This is a genomic window from Flavobacterium sp. CF108 (assembly GCF_900129795.1).
Classification (GTDB): domain Bacteria; phylum Bacteroidota; class Bacteroidia; order Flavobacteriales; family Flavobacteriaceae; genus Flavobacterium.
This window is the reverse complement of record NZ_FQWW01000008.1, coordinates 219,348-236,986: the sequence shown is the minus strand read 5'-3', so window position 1 is coordinate 236,986 and position 17,639 is coordinate 219,348. Positions and strand designations below refer to the sequence as shown.

The 17,639-nt window shown below is 35.2% G+C and carries 11 protein-coding genes; 9 read left to right on the top strand and 2 right to left on the bottom strand.

Translation table 11 applies throughout. The features are described from left to right. The first annotated feature begins 90 nt into the window (after nucleotides 1-90). The 8 genes from BUE10_RS20520 to BUE10_RS20485 all read left to right on the top strand — a co-directional run bounded on the left by BUE10_RS20520 (nucleotide 91) and on the right by BUE10_RS20485 (nucleotide 13,369). Nucleotides 91-3,249: a glycoside hydrolase family 2 TIM barrel-domain containing protein gene (locus BUE10_RS20520; protein ID WP_200801724.1), complete on the top strand. Its 3,159-nt coding sequence runs from the start codon at nucleotides 91-93 to the stop codon at nucleotides 3,247-3,249. A 40-nt stretch (nucleotides 3,250-3,289) separates the two neighbouring features. Then, complete coding sequence (locus BUE10_RS20515) at nucleotides 3,290-5,728, top strand: glycoside hydrolase family 2 TIM barrel-domain containing protein (protein WP_073488532.1); 2,439 nt, start codon at nucleotides 3,290-3,292, stop codon at nucleotides 5,726-5,728. A gap of 266 nt (nucleotides 5,729-5,994) precedes the next feature. Continuing rightward, the gene (locus tag BUE10_RS20510; RefSeq protein WP_073488643.1) at nucleotides 5,995-7,902 is read left to right on the top strand and encodes a glycoside hydrolase family 97 protein; all 1,908 of its coding nucleotides are present in this window, start codon (nucleotides 5,995-5,997) and stop codon (nucleotides 7,900-7,902) included. Between the two features lie 165 nt (nucleotides 7,903-8,067). Further along, nucleotides 8,068-9,870 carry a glycoside hydrolase family 2 protein gene (locus tag BUE10_RS20505; protein ID WP_073488530.1) on the top strand — a complete coding sequence of 601 codons (1,803 nt, stop codon included), beginning with the start codon at nucleotides 8,068-8,070 and terminating at the stop codon, nucleotides 9,868-9,870. Next, entirely contained in the window at nucleotides 9,867-10,772 is a 906-nt protein-coding gene (locus tag BUE10_RS20500) for an alpha/beta hydrolase (RefSeq protein WP_083598219.1), read from the top strand. Before BUE10_RS20505 ends, BUE10_RS20500 begins: the two co-directional genes overlap by 4 nt. Nucleotides 10,773-10,929: 157 nt before the next feature. Beyond that, nucleotides 10,930-11,388 (top strand): NUDIX hydrolase, encoded by a 459-nt coding sequence (locus tag BUE10_RS20495; RefSeq protein ID WP_073488528.1) that lies wholly within the window; start codon nucleotides 10,930-10,932, stop codon nucleotides 11,386-11,388. 180 nt (nucleotides 11,389-11,568) lie between these two features. Continuing rightward, entirely contained in the window at nucleotides 11,569-13,044 is a 1,476-nt protein-coding gene (locus BUE10_RS20490; protein ID WP_234984779.1) for a family 43 glycosylhydrolase, read from the top strand. A gap of 64 nt (nucleotides 13,045-13,108) precedes the next feature. Then, nucleotides 13,109-13,369 carry a hypothetical protein gene (locus BUE10_RS20485; protein ID WP_073488526.1) on the top strand — a complete coding sequence of 87 codons (261 nt, stop codon included), beginning with the start codon at nucleotides 13,109-13,111 and terminating at the stop codon, nucleotides 13,367-13,369. 111 nt (nucleotides 13,370-13,480) lie between these two features. On the opposite strand, the gene BUE10_RS20480 is transcribed toward BUE10_RS20485, so the two are convergent. Both BUE10_RS20480 and BUE10_RS20475 read right to left on the bottom strand, forming a co-directional pair. Continuing rightward, nucleotides 13,481-14,239: a GH12 family glycosyl hydrolase domain-containing protein gene (locus BUE10_RS20480; protein WP_073488524.1), complete on the bottom strand. Its 759-nt coding sequence runs from the start codon at nucleotides 14,237-14,239 to the stop codon at nucleotides 13,481-13,483. Nucleotides 14,240-14,573: 334 nt separating this feature from the next. Beyond that, complete coding sequence (locus tag BUE10_RS20475; protein WP_073488522.1) at nucleotides 14,574-15,053, bottom strand: CAP domain-containing protein; 480 nt, start codon at nucleotides 15,051-15,053, stop codon at nucleotides 14,574-14,576. Nucleotides 15,054-15,423: 370 nt separating this feature from the next. Between BUE10_RS20475 and BUE10_RS20470 the strand changes: the two genes are divergently transcribed. Continuing rightward, nucleotides 15,424-17,598, top strand: coding sequence for an alpha-N-acetylglucosaminidase (locus BUE10_RS20470; RefSeq protein ID WP_073488520.1), 2,175 nt, complete (start codon nucleotides 15,424-15,426; stop codon nucleotides 17,596-17,598). The last annotated feature ends 41 nt before the right edge of the window (nucleotides 17,599-17,639 follow it).

Here is a 17,639-nt window from a genome sequence, read left to right as displayed (position 1 = left end):
GCTGGTTAACTTTTAAATAATAAAATAAAGGCAGTATCTGAATCGCTTAAATATTTCTTAGGCGGAATAAAAACTGCTAATACAACAAATATGAACAAATCAATTACTATAGTAAAAAAGCTTTTTTTGGGAATTCTATTTTTCTCCATATATATCCTTCAGGCTCAAAATGTTCCCGATTGGGAGAATCCGGATATTAATGGCATAAACAAGGAAAAGCCGCATGCGTATGGTTTCTTGTCTGAAGAGAAAATGAATAATACGATGATTAAGTCGCTTAATGGCATCTGGAAATTTAAGTGGTCGCCAGATCCGCAATCACGTCCGGCCGATTTTTACACAGAGAATTATTCAACAAAAAATTGGGACAATATTCTGGTTCCGGGAAACTGGGAACTCCAAGGATTCGGAACCCCAATATATACAAACTCGACTTATCCGTTTAAGCGTGATTTTCCGAAAGTGACAAGCGAACCTGAAAAATATTTCACAAGTTTTCTGCAGCGAAATCCGGTAGGGAGTTATAGTACAACTTTTATTATTCCTGAAAACTGGAACAATAAACAAGTATTCATCAATTTTGACGGAGTACTTTCAGCAATGTATATATGGGTAAACGGACAAAAGGTGGGTTACAGCGAAAATTCAATGTCTCCGGCAGAATTTGATATCACAAAATACATCCATAAAGGAGAAAATAAACTGGCTGTTGAAGTATATCGCTGGTGCGATGGCAGTTATCTGGAAGATCAGGATATGTGGCGATTGAGCGGTATTTTTAGAGATGTAGATTTAATTGCCCGTCCAAAAACGTATATCAGCGATTTTTTTGTTAAAGCTGTGCCAAACAATTCGTTTGACAATGCTGATATTTCTATCGATTTAAGTATTGATAATCGTTCAGATCAAGATAGTAAAGGACTGTACATAGATGCTGAGGTTTCTGGTTTTTCTGCACAAGGTGAATGGATTGATCTCTCTTTTTCTAAGAAAACAGCTGTGGTTCAAAAGTCAAAACAGCTGTCAATTGAAATAAACACATTGATGCAAAATCCTAAGTTGTGGTCTGCCGAAACGCCGGATTTATATCATCTTAAACTGAAACTCAAAAATAATAAAAATGAAATTATAGATAAAGCCGAGTGTTATTTCGGTGTTCGTAAAATTGAAATTCGTGGAGATGTATTCTATGTCAATAATAAAGCAGTTAAACTCAAAGGTATAAACCGCCACGAACAGCACCCGCGCACAGGTAAGCATGTAAGTCGTAATATCATGATTCGGGATATTGAGCTGATGAAACAGGCTAATATCAATATGATACGTACCTGTCATTATCCTGACGATCCTTTGTTTTATGAGCTTTGTGATAAATACGGCTTTTATGTAATGGATGAAGCAAATCAGGAATCTCATGGTTTTGGCCTTGGAAATAAAGAAATGGGCGATAACCCAATGTGGAAAAAACAGCATGTAGAAAGAGTTGTTGCCCTTGTACAGCGAGATAAAAACCACGCTTGTGTTACTTTCTGGTCATTAGGAAATGAAGGCGGCAGCGGACAAAATTTTGTAGCTATGGCAGATACTGTAAAGAAACTCGATCCAAGCCGACCAATCTATTCTGATACAGATCGTAGTGTATCAGATATTTACGATGAAGGTTATCTGCATCCTGAAGACCTGAAAAAATTAGGAGAAAAAATAACAGACAGGCCGGTATTTATGCGTGAGTATGCGCATGTAATGGGTAATTCGGGAGGAAATCTTCAGGAATACTGGGATGTAATTTATAATGACCCAAGCCTTACCGGTGCCGCTATTTGGGAATGGGTAGATCAGGGCTTGGCAAAGAAAAAAGATAACTCTCCTCTAAAACTCACCGAACACCCGGATGATTATCAATTGAAAGATGATGAATTTTGGGCTTACGGAGGTGATTTTGGAGATCAGCCAAATGATGGAACTTTTTCAATGAAAGGTTTGATTTCATCAGACAGAACGCCTCACCCTCATTATTTCGAAGTACAAAAAGTGTATCAGCAGGTGGTATTTCAGCTTTTAGATGATAAGGATGTAACACTAAGAGTTACAAATCATTTTGATTTTCTGCAGCTTGGTAATTTTGATTTTGAATATGAATATATATCCAATGGCAAATCGCTGCAAAAAGGTAAATTTAGCGGTGACAACATTTTGCCGGGGACATTTTCAGATATAAAAATTCCTTCACCGCAGCTTACAGGTACGATTCCATCAGAAATAACTTTAAATATCTATGCTAAACTCAAATCTGCAGCCCTTTGGGCAGAAGAAGGTTTTTGTATTGCCCGCGAACAGTTTGTTATCAAACCTTACAACTGGACCAATATTGCAGCAACTGAAAAAAAGGTAATTGTTACAGAATCGGCTTCACAAATTGAGCTAAAAACCGAAAAAATGGCCTTTATCCTTGACCGAAAAAATGGTGCATTGGTTAGTTGGAAAGCTAATGGAAAAGAGTTGCTAATAGGCGGACTTGAACCTTATTTCTGGAAAACGCCAAACGATAATCAAAAGCAAAGCGGTTATGTAAAAGAATTGGGCAAATGGAAAAAGGCAGCAGAAACCAGAATTGTTAAAAATGTTAGTGTTTTAAAAGACAGTAACTTAACAACGGTTAAGTTCGATATGAGCCTGCCAGCCATTGGTGCCAATTATACACTGAATTACCAATTAAACGGCGAAGGAAAATTACAAGTTGAAGCATTATATACACCTCAGAACGATACTATTCCGTTGATTCCTAAATTCGGAATGAGGGTTCATATTCCAGAGAACTATAGTACTATTGATTGGTATGGAAGAGGACCAAATGAAAATTATCCGGACAGGAAAACAGCTTCGCTGATTGGTTTATATCAGGCAGAATTAGAAAATTTTGTGGTGCCATATCCGGTGCCGCAAGACAATGCAAATCGCGGTGATGTTCGCTGGTTTTCGTTACAGGCTCAAAATAAGGAAACCATTAAAATAACAGGTTTGCAGTCACTTAATTTTCGCGCGTGGCCTTATACAGAAGACGATTTGGAGAGTGCAAAGCATGATTGCCAACTGCCAAAACGTGATTTTATTAACCTGAATATTGATTTAAATATTCATGGAGTTGGCGGTGATGATACGTGGGGAGCCAAAACAATGGAAAAATATACCAATCCAGGTAATAAGTCCTATCATTTTGGATTTATCATGGAATATATTGAGAAGCAATAAGTTTTCAAAACGAATGACATAACTAGAAATAAAGTAATAAATGAACGGTTTAAATTCATATAAAAAACAATTTTACACAAAACAAATACTATTAGTATTCATTATATTTATAAGTGCTTTTTCAGGATATGCACAAAATGGAACCGAAAGAAAGCAGTTATTTGATTATAACTGGAAATTCTTTTTAGGAGATGATGCTGAAGCCAAAACAAATAACTTCAATGATGCAGGCTGGCGTAAACTCGATTTACCTCACGATTGGAGTATTGAAGGAAAAATTCATCCTAAAAATACAACAGGCGGAGGCGGAGGATATTTTCCGGCAGGAATTGGCTGGTATAGAAAAACCTTTCAGGTGCCTGATGAATGGAAAGCAAAAAAAACAGCTGTTTATTTTGAAGGAGTTTATATGAATTCAGAAGTTTTTATCAACGGAAAATCGTTGGGCGTTTATCCTTATGGTTACTCATCATTCAGTTACGACCTTACACCTTATTTGAACTTTGGTAAAGAAAACATTATTGCAGTGCGTGTCGATAATTCACAGCAAATGAACAGCCGCTGGTACTCAGGTTCGGGAATTTATCGTCATGTTTGGATGGTCGTTACTGATCCTGTACATGTTGCACATTGGGGTGTTGACATTTCAACTCCCGAAGTGTCTTCAAAAAAGGCAGTTGTATTGGTGAAAACCAAGGTAAAAAATGAAACAGAATCTGCACAAAGCATTGTTGTAAAGACACTTCTTTCAAATAATTCTAAAAATGCAGGAAACGGCCAGACACAAGTAGAGCTTCCGGCTCATAGTGAGAAGGAATTAACCCAAACGATACAAGTCTCTAATCTTAAGCTTTGGACACCAGAAACACCTTATTTATATCAGGCTCAGATTCAGGTTTTAAAAGGTAAAAAAGTAGTTGACGACACAAAGACAGATTTTGGTATTCGCTCTATAAAATTTACGACTGAAAATGGATTTCAGCTAAACGGAAAAACAGTAAAAATAAACGGTGGCTGCGTACACCACGATAATGGCTGCTTGGGAGCCGCTGCTTTTGATCGTGCCGAAGAACGCAAAGTCGAACTGCTTAAAGCCGGTGGGTTCAATGCAGTGAGAACCTCTCATAATCCGCCTTCTGAAGCATTTCTTGAAGCCTGCGATAAACTAGGTTTGTTAGTAATGGATGAATCTTTTGACTGCTGGAAAATTGGAAAAAACAGTAACGATTATTCTAAATATTTCAATCAGTGGTGGCAGCGCGATTTAGAAGCAATGGTATTACGTGATCGTAATCACCCTTCGGTTTTCATGTGGAGCATTGGTAATGAAATACCGGAGAGGTCAGATCCTGACGCTGTAAAAACAGCCCGAATGCTTTTAGATGCAGTAAAGAAAATAGATAAAATCCGTCCTGTTACATCTGCAATAGTAAACAACGACAAGAATTGGGATGTGTTTGATCCGTTAATGGCAGTACATGATGTTGCGGGTTATAATTACAATTTGCATAGGGCTCCGGAAGATCATAAAAGAGTGCCTTCTCGTATTATAGTTCAAACCGAATCGTATCCAAAAGATGCCTTTAATAATTGGAAACTCGTTCAGGAGAACAATTACGTAATAGGTGATTTTGTCTGGACAGCCATGGATTATTTAGGAGAATCAGGAATTGGACGCTGGTATTATTCTGGTGATGTACCCGGTGAACACTGGGAACATGATTTCTTCCCTTATCATGGTGCTTACTGTGGTGATATAGATTTGATTGGCTGGAGAAAACCTATTTCTCATTACCGAAGCATGCTGTATAATACTAACGAAAAGCTCTACATGGCGGTTCGTGAACCAGCACCGGAACCATTAGAAATAAAAGAAACATGGTGGTCAGTTTGGCCAACATGGGAAAGCTGGACGTGGCCTGTTTTTGAAGGCAAAACGGTTCAGGTTGAGGTATATTCCAAATATCCAAAAGTAAGATTATACCTGAACGACAAGCTGATTGGAGAACAGCCAACCACTCGCGAACAACAATTTAAAGCCGCATTTTCAATTCCATATTCTCCTGGTGTACTTAAAGCTGTTGGGGTAGAGAATGAAAAAGAAGTAGAATCTGCCATTTTGCAAACTGCGGGCGATGCTGCAAAAATAAAACTTACAGCCGATAGAAAGGAAATACTGGCCAACGGTCAGGATTTATCATACATAACTATTGAAATAACAGATAAAGATGGAATATTTCAGCCAAATGCTGCCAACCGTCTTGACTTTAAAATTGAGGGACAAGGTGTTATTGCAGGAGTTGATAATGCTGATATAAAAGATACTGAGCAATATGTAGGCAATACACGTAAAGCATGGCACGGAAGGGCTTTGGTCGTAATAAAAAGCAATCAGCAGGCAGGTGAAATTAAATTATCAGTAACCTCCAATGGATTAGAAGGAAAAAATATAATTGTCAAATCAATACAGAATAATTAATTACAAGTTGCTAGTTTAATAATTCAATAAATAAATTGGCTATAAAAAAGTTTAATCCCTACAGGATATTTTTTCGGGTAGATTTTATTATTCCACTACCAATATTTAGCTCCTAACGGAGTAACAAAAAAAATATCTCGGAGAGATTACATATTGGTAGAATTCAATTTATTCATGTCAAATTTTGTCCCGTAGGGACTACACTTTATTAACTAGCAGCTTGAATTAATTAATAAAAGCAGAATAATTAATATATGAGAATATCAATGAAACATAGTATTGCCGCACTATTTGTTATTTTAAGTTCAATTAGTATAAATGCACAGGAAATAGTTTCGCCTAACGGGAAAGTTAAAGTTGTTTTGAATCTGCCTGAAAAAAATGCAGCACACCATCTTTTCTATAAGGCATTGTATAAAATAGGCAGCAAGTTTGTAGAAGTATTACCATATTCGAAACTAGGTATTAATCGTGCCGAAGAACATTTTACAGATAACCTGCGTTTTATTGCGGCATCAAAACCTGTAGCAATTCACGATAAATATGAAATGATTTGTGGTAAACGCCATGAATGTGAAAATTTCGGTACCGAAAAAACATTTAGTTTCGAGAATTCCGATCATCAGCCATTAGATATTGTTTTTAGGGTATATAATGATGGTGTTGCTTTTCGTTATGTTTTCCCAAATCAATCAGACATAAAAATTAATATCATAAGTGAAGCTACAACCTATGTTTTGCCAGACAACACATCTCGCTGGATGCAGCCTTACGATCTTTCTTATGAAAAATTTTATCCATTAAACAAAACAGGGTTATCTGCTAATAAAGAACAGGAATGGGGTTTTCCGGCTTTGTACAAAGTGAATAATCATCCAGTTTGGGCATTAATTTCGGAAGCAGATGTAACAGAAAATAATTGTGCGGTAAAGTTGAGCAATCTAAAAAAGGCTAACGAATATCAGGTTACATATCCTTCTGCCCGTGATAATTTTAAGCGGGAAGGAGTTATAACCACATTACCCTGGCATTCTCAATGGCACACACTTATCATTGGAAAATTATCTGATATTGTCGAATCAACTTTGATTACAGATGTTAGCGAACCAAGTAAATTAACAAATACGGATTGGATTAAACCCGGTGCAGTTTCATGGATTTATTGGGCAAATAATCATGGTTCTAAAGATTATCAAAAGGTAGTTGAGTACGTTGATTTAGCTGTCGAAATGAACTGGCCTTATGTTTTGATTGACTGGGAATGGGATGTGATGGCCAATGGAGGCGATATAAATAAAGCAGTAGATTATGCAAAAAGCAAAGGAATAAAACCATTAATGTGGTACAATTCAGGTACAAGCTGGCTCGACCCGACACCTAATGACCGCTTACTTACAGCAGAAAAACGTGCCAAAGAATTTTCATGGTTGAATAAAATAGGCGTGTACGGAATCAAAGTCGATTTTTTTGCCGGCGATCAGCAAGATATGATGGCATATTATATTGATATTTTAAAAGATGCGGCAAAATATCATTTAATGGTGAATTTTCATGGTGCAACGGTTCCTCGCGGCTGGGTACGAACTTACCCAAACCTAATGACAACAGAGGCTGTGTACGGTGCAGAATGGTATAACAATAATGAGATATTGACAGATAAGGCAGCAGCTCATAACGTGACACTTCCGTTTACACGTAACGTAGTTGGGTCGATGGATTACACCCCTGTTACCTTTTCAAATTCGCAGCATCCGCATGTAACATCTTATGCTCATGAACTGGCTTTATCGGTTGTATTTGAATCAGGATTTCAGCACTTTGCAGACAGCCCATCTGCATATAAATCTTTACCGGAAGAACCAAAAAACTTTTTAAAACAGGTTCCAACTGCGTGGGACGATACAAAGCTAATCGACGGTGAGCCGGCAGAAAAAGTTGTTATTGCCCGCAAAAAAGGAAATCAATGGTATATAGGCGGACTAAATGGAAAAGATGTGCCTCAGACTTTAATAATAAAATTTGATTTTCTGGACAAAGGAAACCATGATTTGCATTTGATCAAAGACGGGAAGAATGACAAATCTTTTTCTTCAGAAATAATAAAAATCAAAAAAGGAAGTACAGTGAAAGTAGAGTGCCTTTCAAGGGGAGGATTTGTTGGTGTGATAAAATAATTAAGTTATGCTCAACAGGTTAAATAAAGAATGAAGTCAGCGATTAGAATTTAGTATTTTAGTAGTTGGACAAACGTTGTCCTTTCTTTTTGCAGGTTTGTTTTTCGGTTTACCAAACTTCGCCTGCATCAAAATGATGAAATTAATAGAAATAACCAAAAAGAAATGTATAAAAGAAATGAGAAAATAGTACTGAAAATAGAGAAACTGGCTGTTCTGATCATCCTTTTTTTCGGGAATTATTTACAGGCACAAACTGCTATAATCAATGTTGAGTCCCGAAACTTGTTAAGTTTAAACGGCGATTGGCAGGTTATTCTTGATCCAACAAACATAGGCGAGTGGAAACAAGTCTGGTTAGAGAAAAAACCGCAAAAGAAAACTGACTTTGTAGAGTATTCCTTTGATGGCGGGCCAGTTTTAAAAGTTCCGGGTGATTTTAACTCACAATTAAGAGAACTAACTTATTTTGAAGGAGTTGTTTGGTATAAAAAAGTATTTAATTACAAGCCCAATAATGAGAAAAGATTGTTTCTTCATTTTGGCGCAGTAAATTATTTAGCTGCTGTATATCTTAATGGAGAAAAAATAGGCAGTCACGAAGGCGGTTTTACTCCATTTGAGTTCGAAATTACCAATAAGATAAAAAATGGAGTGAATTCTCTAATCGTAAAAGTAGATAACAAACGGTTGGAGAATGGTTTGCCTGGTGTAGGTTATGATTGGTTCAATTATGGCGGTATAACCCGCGATGTTAATTTGATTGAAACAAATAAAACATTTATCGAAGATTATGCTATTCAATTAAAAAAAGGAAGTCTGAAAAAAGTTTCGGGATGGATACAATTAAATGGAACAAATAAAAAACAAAAGCTTACAATAAAGATTCCGGAACTCAACAAATCTTATAAAATGGAATCAAACGATATTGGATATGCCAATGTTGAGTTTGATTCAAATTTCAAGCTTTGGTCTCCCGAAAATCCTAAGCTTTACAAAGTAATAATTGAAAGCGAAACAGATATTGTTACAGATACAATTGGCTTTAGATCTATTGAAGTACAAGGAAATAAAGTGCTCCTCAATAAAAAAGAAATCTTTTTTAAAGGAGTAAATATTCATGAAGAAAATCCATACAAAGGAACCCGGGCTTATTCAAAACAAGATGCCTTAGTAGTGTTGAATGCAGCAAAAGAATTAGGCTGTAACCTTGTTCGTCTTGCCCATTATCCGCACAATGAAAACATAATTAAGGAAGCTGAAAAAATGGGATTAATGGTGTGGAGCGAACTTCCCATTTATCAGCATATTCAGTTTTCGGACAGTCTTGTTCAAATAAAGATGGAAACTATGCTGAACGAAATGATTCATAGAGACAAAAATCATTGTGGAGTTGTAATTTGGAGTCTTTCAAATGAAACCTATCCGGGAACACCAAATCGAAATAATGCTCTTATTGCGTTAACTCAAAAATGTAAGGCATTAGATTCAACCCGATTGATTACCCATGTAGTCAATACACAATCCTACAAGGATAACTCCTTTAAGGTGTGGGACACACTTTATGAATATTCAGATCTGATTTGCATTAACGAATATATTGGATGGTATGATCCGTGGCAGGGTAAACCATCAGAGGTAAAATGGAACTTTGCTTATCCTGATAAACCGGTATTTATTTCAGAGTTTGGAGGTGAAGCTGTTTATGGAAATAATGCAGGACCAAGTGATGAAGCAGCTTATTGGACAGAAGGATATCAGGAACAGATTTACAAGGATCAAATAGAATTATTTAAGACTATTCCAAACTTATGCGGGATTTCTCCCTGGCTTTTATTTGATTACAAGTCATTGGGAAGAATGAACCAAGTGTATCAAAAAGGATATAACAGAAAAGGACTGTTATCTGAAAAGGGTGAAAAAAAGAAAGCCTGGTATATTATGGAACAATATTATAAAAGAAAATGAAAGTTATAAGCATAAAACAAACCGTATTAACCTTTGTCTGTTTGATAATAGGCACCTTTAATTTTTTTGCTCAAAGTACGCAGATACTAAATCCTGACGACAAACCAGCATTCAATGATCCGCCAGTTGGTTTTAGAGACAAACGTGATAATATTTCACACGGCATTATTACGACTGTTCAATATGATTCTAAAACACTTGGCACACGTCGCGAAATGATGGTTTATACTCCTCCCGGCTATTCTTCTGATAAAAAATACCCGGTGATTTATTTACTACACGGACTTAATTCCGGTAACGGTCAATGGCCATTTTGGGTTCATGCCGATTACATCATAGATAACTTGTTGGCCGATGGTAAAATCAAACCAATGATTATAGTTTTCCCTAATGGCAATACAAAGGTGACTGTAGAAAATCCTAAAATTGATGAACAAGAAGACCGAAAAGATGGATATAAAGGGTATGGTATATCTTTCGAGAATGATTTGCTCAACGACATTATTCCTTTCACTGAGTCTCATTATTCAGTTTATACGGACCGCAAACATCGCGCGCTCGCTGGGTTGTCTATGGGCGGCGGTCAATCCCTGAATATTGGACTTTCTCATATCAATACTTTCGCCTATGTTGGTGGATTTTCTTCAGCTCCAAATACAAATGAGTTCGGAGGACTTTCAGATATTAAACTTTTACCCGATTTAGAGGCCGACAAAAAGAAACTTAAAGTATTATGGCTTGCTTGTGGCAGTAAAGATGGCCTGTTCGGCGTTAGTCAGCGTGTGCATCAACATTTTAAAGAACAAGGAGTACCGCATATATGGAACGTAGACAGCAATGGCCACGATGATACCGAGTGGGCCAATAATCTGTACCTTTTTGTTCAGCACATTTTCAAATAAAGAAAAAGAGAAAAAAACAAAGAATAACAAACTTGCCTAATTGATTATTGGATTTGCAATGGTGTACATCCAACTGTATTTGGTCATGAATTGATGGCTCGTGAGTGGATCAAACAAGTTCGTAATCGTTTGACTTTTTTTTTAAAAATATAACAAAATGATACCTGTACTTAGGAGTAGTTTAAATAATCAATCGGTTATGGATAAGATTTCAGTAGATTGTGTTGTCTTTTGTTATGATGAAGGGGATTTTAAGGTTCTTCTGGTAAAACAAGACAAAGGAATCGGCCGTGTAAATTGGGGACTTTTATCGAGCATAGTCACAAACACGAATAACACTGATGATATTGTACACGGTTTGTTGAAGAAATTAAATATTCATTCTACTATTCTTTTTAAACAAATTCATTGTTCGATTTCTTATAATATGTTTGAAGTACGTTTACGATATTATGTTTTAATAGATAGCAAACATTACAGAATCAATTTTGCATCTGATGTTCCAGTTCCAAGATGGTTCAAGTTAAATGATGTACCCGATTTGATAGATAATCATAATGCCGCCTTAGATTTTTGTTTGTATGATTTAAAACGTTTTATGGAGAAAAAAATATGAAGTTTTAATATTATCATATTTGTTGGTTGAGAAAATAAAGACAAATATAAAAGTATATGAAATTTCATTACTTATAGTTAAAAAGACTATAAGGTTAATTTTAAATTGTACTTTTACATTAGATTTCACTACATAATTAAAAAAAAAATGACACTAAAGACAATACAAATATTTTTACTAATGCTTTTTTTCGTTTCTACGATAACTGCGCAAAACCAGCCTGAAGCTATAAACAATAAACCAACCTACCAAAACCCAATCTTTGGAGGAGATTATCCTGACCCGAGTTTGCTGCGCGAAGGTAAAGATTACTATATGGTACATTCGTCCTTTGATTATTATCCGGGACTTACGATATGGCATTCACAGGATTTAATTAACTGGGAACCTGTTACAAGTGCATTGCAGAAATATGTAGGTGACGTATGGGCTCCCGATCTTGTAAAATACAATGGCAAATATTATATTTATTTCCCTGCCAATAAAACCAATTTTGTAGTGACTGCAGATAAAATAAGCGGCCCCTGGAGTGATCCTGTAGACCTGAAAATTGGTAATATCGACCCCGGACATATTACAGATGACAAAGGCGACCGTTACCTGTACTTCAGTAATGGCGATTATATTGGTTTATCCAAAGATGGACTTAAAACAATTGGAGAAGCTAAACATGCTTACGATGGCTGGGTTATTCCTAGAGAATGGTCAATTGAATGTTTTTGTATGGAGGGACCAAAACTTTTTAAAAAAGGAGAATATTATTATTTGACAGTTGCAGAAGGAGGAACCTCGGGGCCGTCTACGAGCCATATGGTGATTTCAGCGCGTTCCAAAACCCCATTTGGTCCATGGGAAAATTCGCCCTATAATCCTGTAATGAGAACTCAAAACAGCGATGAAAGATGGTGGTCAAAAGGGCACAGTACTATTTTTGAGGATAACAATGGCAAATGGTGGATGATGTTTCATGCTTATGAAAAAGGGTATTACAATTTGGGGCGCCAAACGCTCTTACAACCTGTAGAATGGACAAAGGACGGTTGGTATAAAGTTCCGGATAAAATACAGACAGATAAGCCTATTAGCAGGTCGCAAGGTACAGTAGTTTCACGTTTTTCACAGAGTGATAACTTTTCAGGTACAGAACTTCGACCACAATGGAAATTTTTTGGAGGAGTTGATAATTCACGTTTTAAGATTACCAATAATAGTATTGTCATCAAAGGTAAAGGCAATGGGGTAGGCGGCAGTTCTCCTATGGTTTGTGTACCATCCGGTCATTCTTATATGGCCGATGTTGAAATGGAAATTGAAGGTGATGCCATTGGCGGATTGGTGCTTTTTTATGACAACAGTCATTATTCAGGTATTTTGGCAGATAAGGAAAATATCTTGGCAAACCTTAGAGGATGGCAGTTTGAGACAGAGAAAAATGTACATAAAAGACATGTATACCTTCGACTGAAAAACATAAACAATAATGTAGATATGTTTTATAGTCTTGATGGCAAGCAATGGATTAAAATTGAAAATTCTACCGAAGTTTCTTCTTATAATCATAATGCTTTAAGCGGATTTCTAGGTCTTAGAATAGCACTTTGCTCTATAGGAGAAGGGAATGTTACTTTTAAAAACTTCAAGTATTCTAATCTTTAACTAAAAATAAATAATATCTACATTTGATATGTACTAAATCTTTATTGATTTAAGAATAATTGTAATGGAAAAAGCTATAAAATTAAAAATTCGTAAGGAGTTGGATAGTCAGCAACAGTTGAATATAATTAAATTAAAAGGAAGTTTAATTTCAAAAGGATATACAGAAATTATACATATTCTTGATCAGGATGATGAATTTCATATCAACTCTTTTGAAACCCCGGTTGAAACCAAAATTGAAGTTCATGAATTTATTAATGCATTTATAATTAGAGAGAATCTGACAGATGCAATATCATTTTTGGATAAATCTCATCGATAATAAAATTGTACCAATAAAAAGAGGGTATCCTTTTTTGATACCCTCTTTAAAAAACTTATTGTTTAATAATTAATGTAAATAATTATTAAACAATAAGCTAGTTTACATAAACTAATTATTAGTTACAGAATAACTATTACAAGTAAAGTTTGCCCCATTTCCGTTTGTACCAAAACAAGATGAGATTTCAAATCCATATTGTATATCTCCAACAGTAACGTTACCAAACCATCCCTTATTTTTTATCCAGTTATAGATTGCTTTTGCATCTATTGTACCGCTATTGGTTTTTGTTGTGCGTAAAAATGAATAAACATTATTAGATCCATTATTTCCACGAAATACATTCCAGGTGTGACCACCAATGTTTTGGTTTGTGTATACAGGAACAGAAGCACCAGTTGATGAATAATTATAAGAAATTGGTTTTACATTCCCTGAACCATCCGAGTTTCCTGTGTAATTTAACCACAGCATTATTTCATTAGCTTTATTGCTATCCCAAAGATCATAAGCCGAAACCCAGGCTCCTCCACTTGGAGTAGTTGCATTAAAACTGGTACTAAGAGTATTGATTGTACTTAGCACTTTGCCTACATATTTGGTTGAATTTGGGTATGACTTAATACCTGCTGTATTTGGATGGTTTGCCCAAATACCCCAATTACTGTAATTATTTGCCCATATGGATTGGCTTCCTGCGCCAAAACCCCATATGTTATTATAAACGGTATAACCGCCATTTGACCAACTAGCATATTGATCTGATGATGACCATGCCGCTTTAACTTCTGGGGCATTGTTTACCTCGCTTGTTTCGCAGCCCATAAACATTAGGCTTAATACTACAAATAAAAAAGATTTTTTCATAAAATTTTAATTTTAAGGTTAAATGATTAGTTCTACTAAGATATTAATAATTGCACATTTATATTGTTAATTATTAAAAACAAGCTTATTTTTTAATTATAATAATAAAAAATAGATTATAAATCAATAAACTTCAAAAATATTTTTTAGTTATGGTAAAAATGACCATATATAAAACAAAAAAATGAGAATAATATAATTTGCAAAAGATAAAACAGGCTTATTCTCATTATAATAAGAATAAGCCTGTTTTTTTGCTTATTTGTAGTGAAGATAAATTGTTTGTTAATGTGTTGCTATATAGTTAAATAACAACTTCGAGAAGAGAATTAGTTTACTTTCCTAAATTTGCCACCCATATGTTTCCTGATTTTCCGGCACCCATTTCTACATAAGTACTACTCATCATTGCTTTGCAATGGTCTTCGCTATTTTTCCAGCCTATTACAACTTCGGCAGGAGTGCTGTAATTGCGGGCAATCACTTCGCCAACATATTTTCCTGTGTAACCAGCAGCAGCGGCCCTTTGTATAGGACTTATCCCTTCGGGGGATATATGTGAGAAATAATTGCGTGTATTCATATCATTAGCATAATTAACAGCTGTTTTTGCCAATAATGGATTACTTACCAATGCAGGCACAGGAGGCATATCATCGGCGCCACATTTACATCCCGTTGCTCTAAGTTTATTTATTTCAATCAAAACAGAATCGGTGACATCTGTTTCACTAACGGGAGTATCATTATCACTATTACACGAGATAAATAATAAGGAAATCAAAAGAATATAAATAACACGCTTTGAAGACATAATAGTCGATTGTTTATTAAGAAGGTATAAAGATATTTGTTTTTATTGTTCTAATTTCAATAGTTGGCAAAAGCTGTAGGTTACTTTTAGGATGTGGTACTCAAAGTATTGGGACATCCTAGCCGTATTTGAATGAATATGTCTATGTTTTTGATTAATAAATCCATCTTAATAAAAAGCATTATATATAATTTTATTTTAAGTTCAGGACTCAGTTATTTGATCTTGAATTATATTGAATAAGATTGTTAGTTATTATTAGTAATAGATTTTTGTTTTGTTTGATAGGGAGATTAATTAACTTTTTAATCTCCCTTGTTTTTGTTATGATAAAATGAGTTAAGAAAATTTAATAAAATATATGGTTTATATGAAAAGAGAAAATTTTAAAATTAAAAAGAATAGTTCTTTAAAAAAGGCTGTGCCATTTTTTATACTGTTATTTTTTTGTGCTGTTAAAGGATATTGCAAAAACGAAGAAAAAACAAAAAATGCATTGGCTGTAATAGAAAGGCTTATAGGTAATCGTGCCAGCGAGTTTGAATTAAGTATTATTGAAAACAAAGAGAATAATAAATCAGATTGGTTTGAAATTGAAACGACAAGCAGTCAGGTAAAAATCAAAGCATCAAATAATACAGCAATTTGTTATGCAGCTTATAATTTTCTTAGGGATATTGGTGCAGTTTTAGTAAGCTGGGAAGGAAACAGGGTCAGTTTACCTAAGACATGGCCAAAATATTCAAAAAAAGGTAATACACCATTTGAATATAGAGAATATTTAAACGCCTGTACTTTTGGCTACACAACTCCGTGGTGGGACTGGAAGCGCTGGGAACAGGAAATTGACTGGATGGCAATGCACGGTATCAATCTTCCTACGGCAATGGAAGGCCAGGAAGCTGCATGGCAGGAATTATGGAAAGAATATGGTTTAACCAGCACTCAATTAGAAGCGCATTTTGCAGGACCAGCTTTTTTGCCATGGCAGCGTATGGGAAACATCAACAGTCTTGAAGGGCCATTGCCGCAAGAATGGTTTAGTAAAAAAGAAGAGCTGCAGAAGAAAATCTTAGACAGAATGAGAGCATTAGACATGCATCCTGTTGTACCTGCTTTTAGTGGTTATGTGCCTAAAGCTTTTGCCGAAAAACACCCGGAAGCTAAAATAACAGAATTAAAATCATGGTCTGGCGGTGGTTTTGCAAGTACTTTTTTACTGGATTCTAAAGATCCTTTATTTAAAAAAATAGGAAAACGCTTTATTGAAATTTACACCAAAATGTACGGGAAGTCTAATTTTTATTTAGCCGATTCTTTTAATGAAATAGAGCCACCGGTTTCTGAGGACAATAAATATGAAGAACTTTCAAATTACGGAAGTGCAATTTATGAAACTATTAATGAAGCTGCTCCTGGTGCAGTTTGGGTTATGCAGGGATGGCTTTTTGGAGACAACAAAGAGTTCTGGACAAAAGAAGCTACAAGCGCTTTTTTAAGTAAAGTGCCAAATGACAGATTGATGGTTCAGGATTATGCTAACGACAGATATAAAGTATGGGAAAATCAGGAAGCCTTTTACGGTAAGCAATGGACTTACGGTTATGTGCATAATTATGGCGGATCAAATCCTGTATATGGAGATTTGAATTTCTATAAAAATGAATTAACGAGTTTGTTAAAAAATCCAAATAAAGGAAATCTTGTTGGTTATGGTGCTATGCCGGAAGGATTAAATAACAACTCTATAGTTTATGAATACATTTATGATCTTGCATGGAGTAAAGGAGAACAGCCTATAAATGACTGGCTCAATAAATATCTGGATGCGAGATACGGAAAAAAGACTCCTGCTTCTGTTTTTCAGGCATGGCAATTATTGTTAGAATCAGTTTATACTATCAAATATTGGGAAATACGCTGGTGGAATGATAGGGCTGGAGCGTATTTGTTGTTTAAACGTCCAACGGCGACAATTACAGAATTTAAAGGAAATCCCGGAGATAAGAAAAAACTAAAAGAAGCTTTGGATATTTTAACCAAAGAAGCTAAAAAGTACGATAAAATGAATTTTATTCAATACGATTTAATTGATGCTTCAAGACATTATTATTCGCTTTGTATTGATGAAGATTTGATTGAATGCGTAAAAGCGTACCAACAGAAAGACATTACAAAAGGAGATCAGCTATTTAAAAAGATAGAGAAACAAGCTTTAGATATTGATAATATCATGATCGGACAACCTTTGAACAGTCTTGATAATTGGGTAAAATCAGCCTCTGAATACGGAAATTCTCCAGAGGTATCTAAATTGTATGTAAAAAATGCCAAAACATTAATTACGCTTTGGGGCGGAGAAGGTCATTTAAATGATTACGCTTCAAGATCATGGCGCGGAATGTATAAAGGATTTTACTGGCCAAGATGGAAAATGTTTTTAGAAGCATTAAAAAAAGCAACAGTAAATAATACTCTATTTGATGAAATGAAAGAAAGGGAATTGATTAAAAATTGGGAAATCAAATGGTCTGAAAATAAATAAATAATACAAAGAGACTATAACTAATACATATATAAACAAAA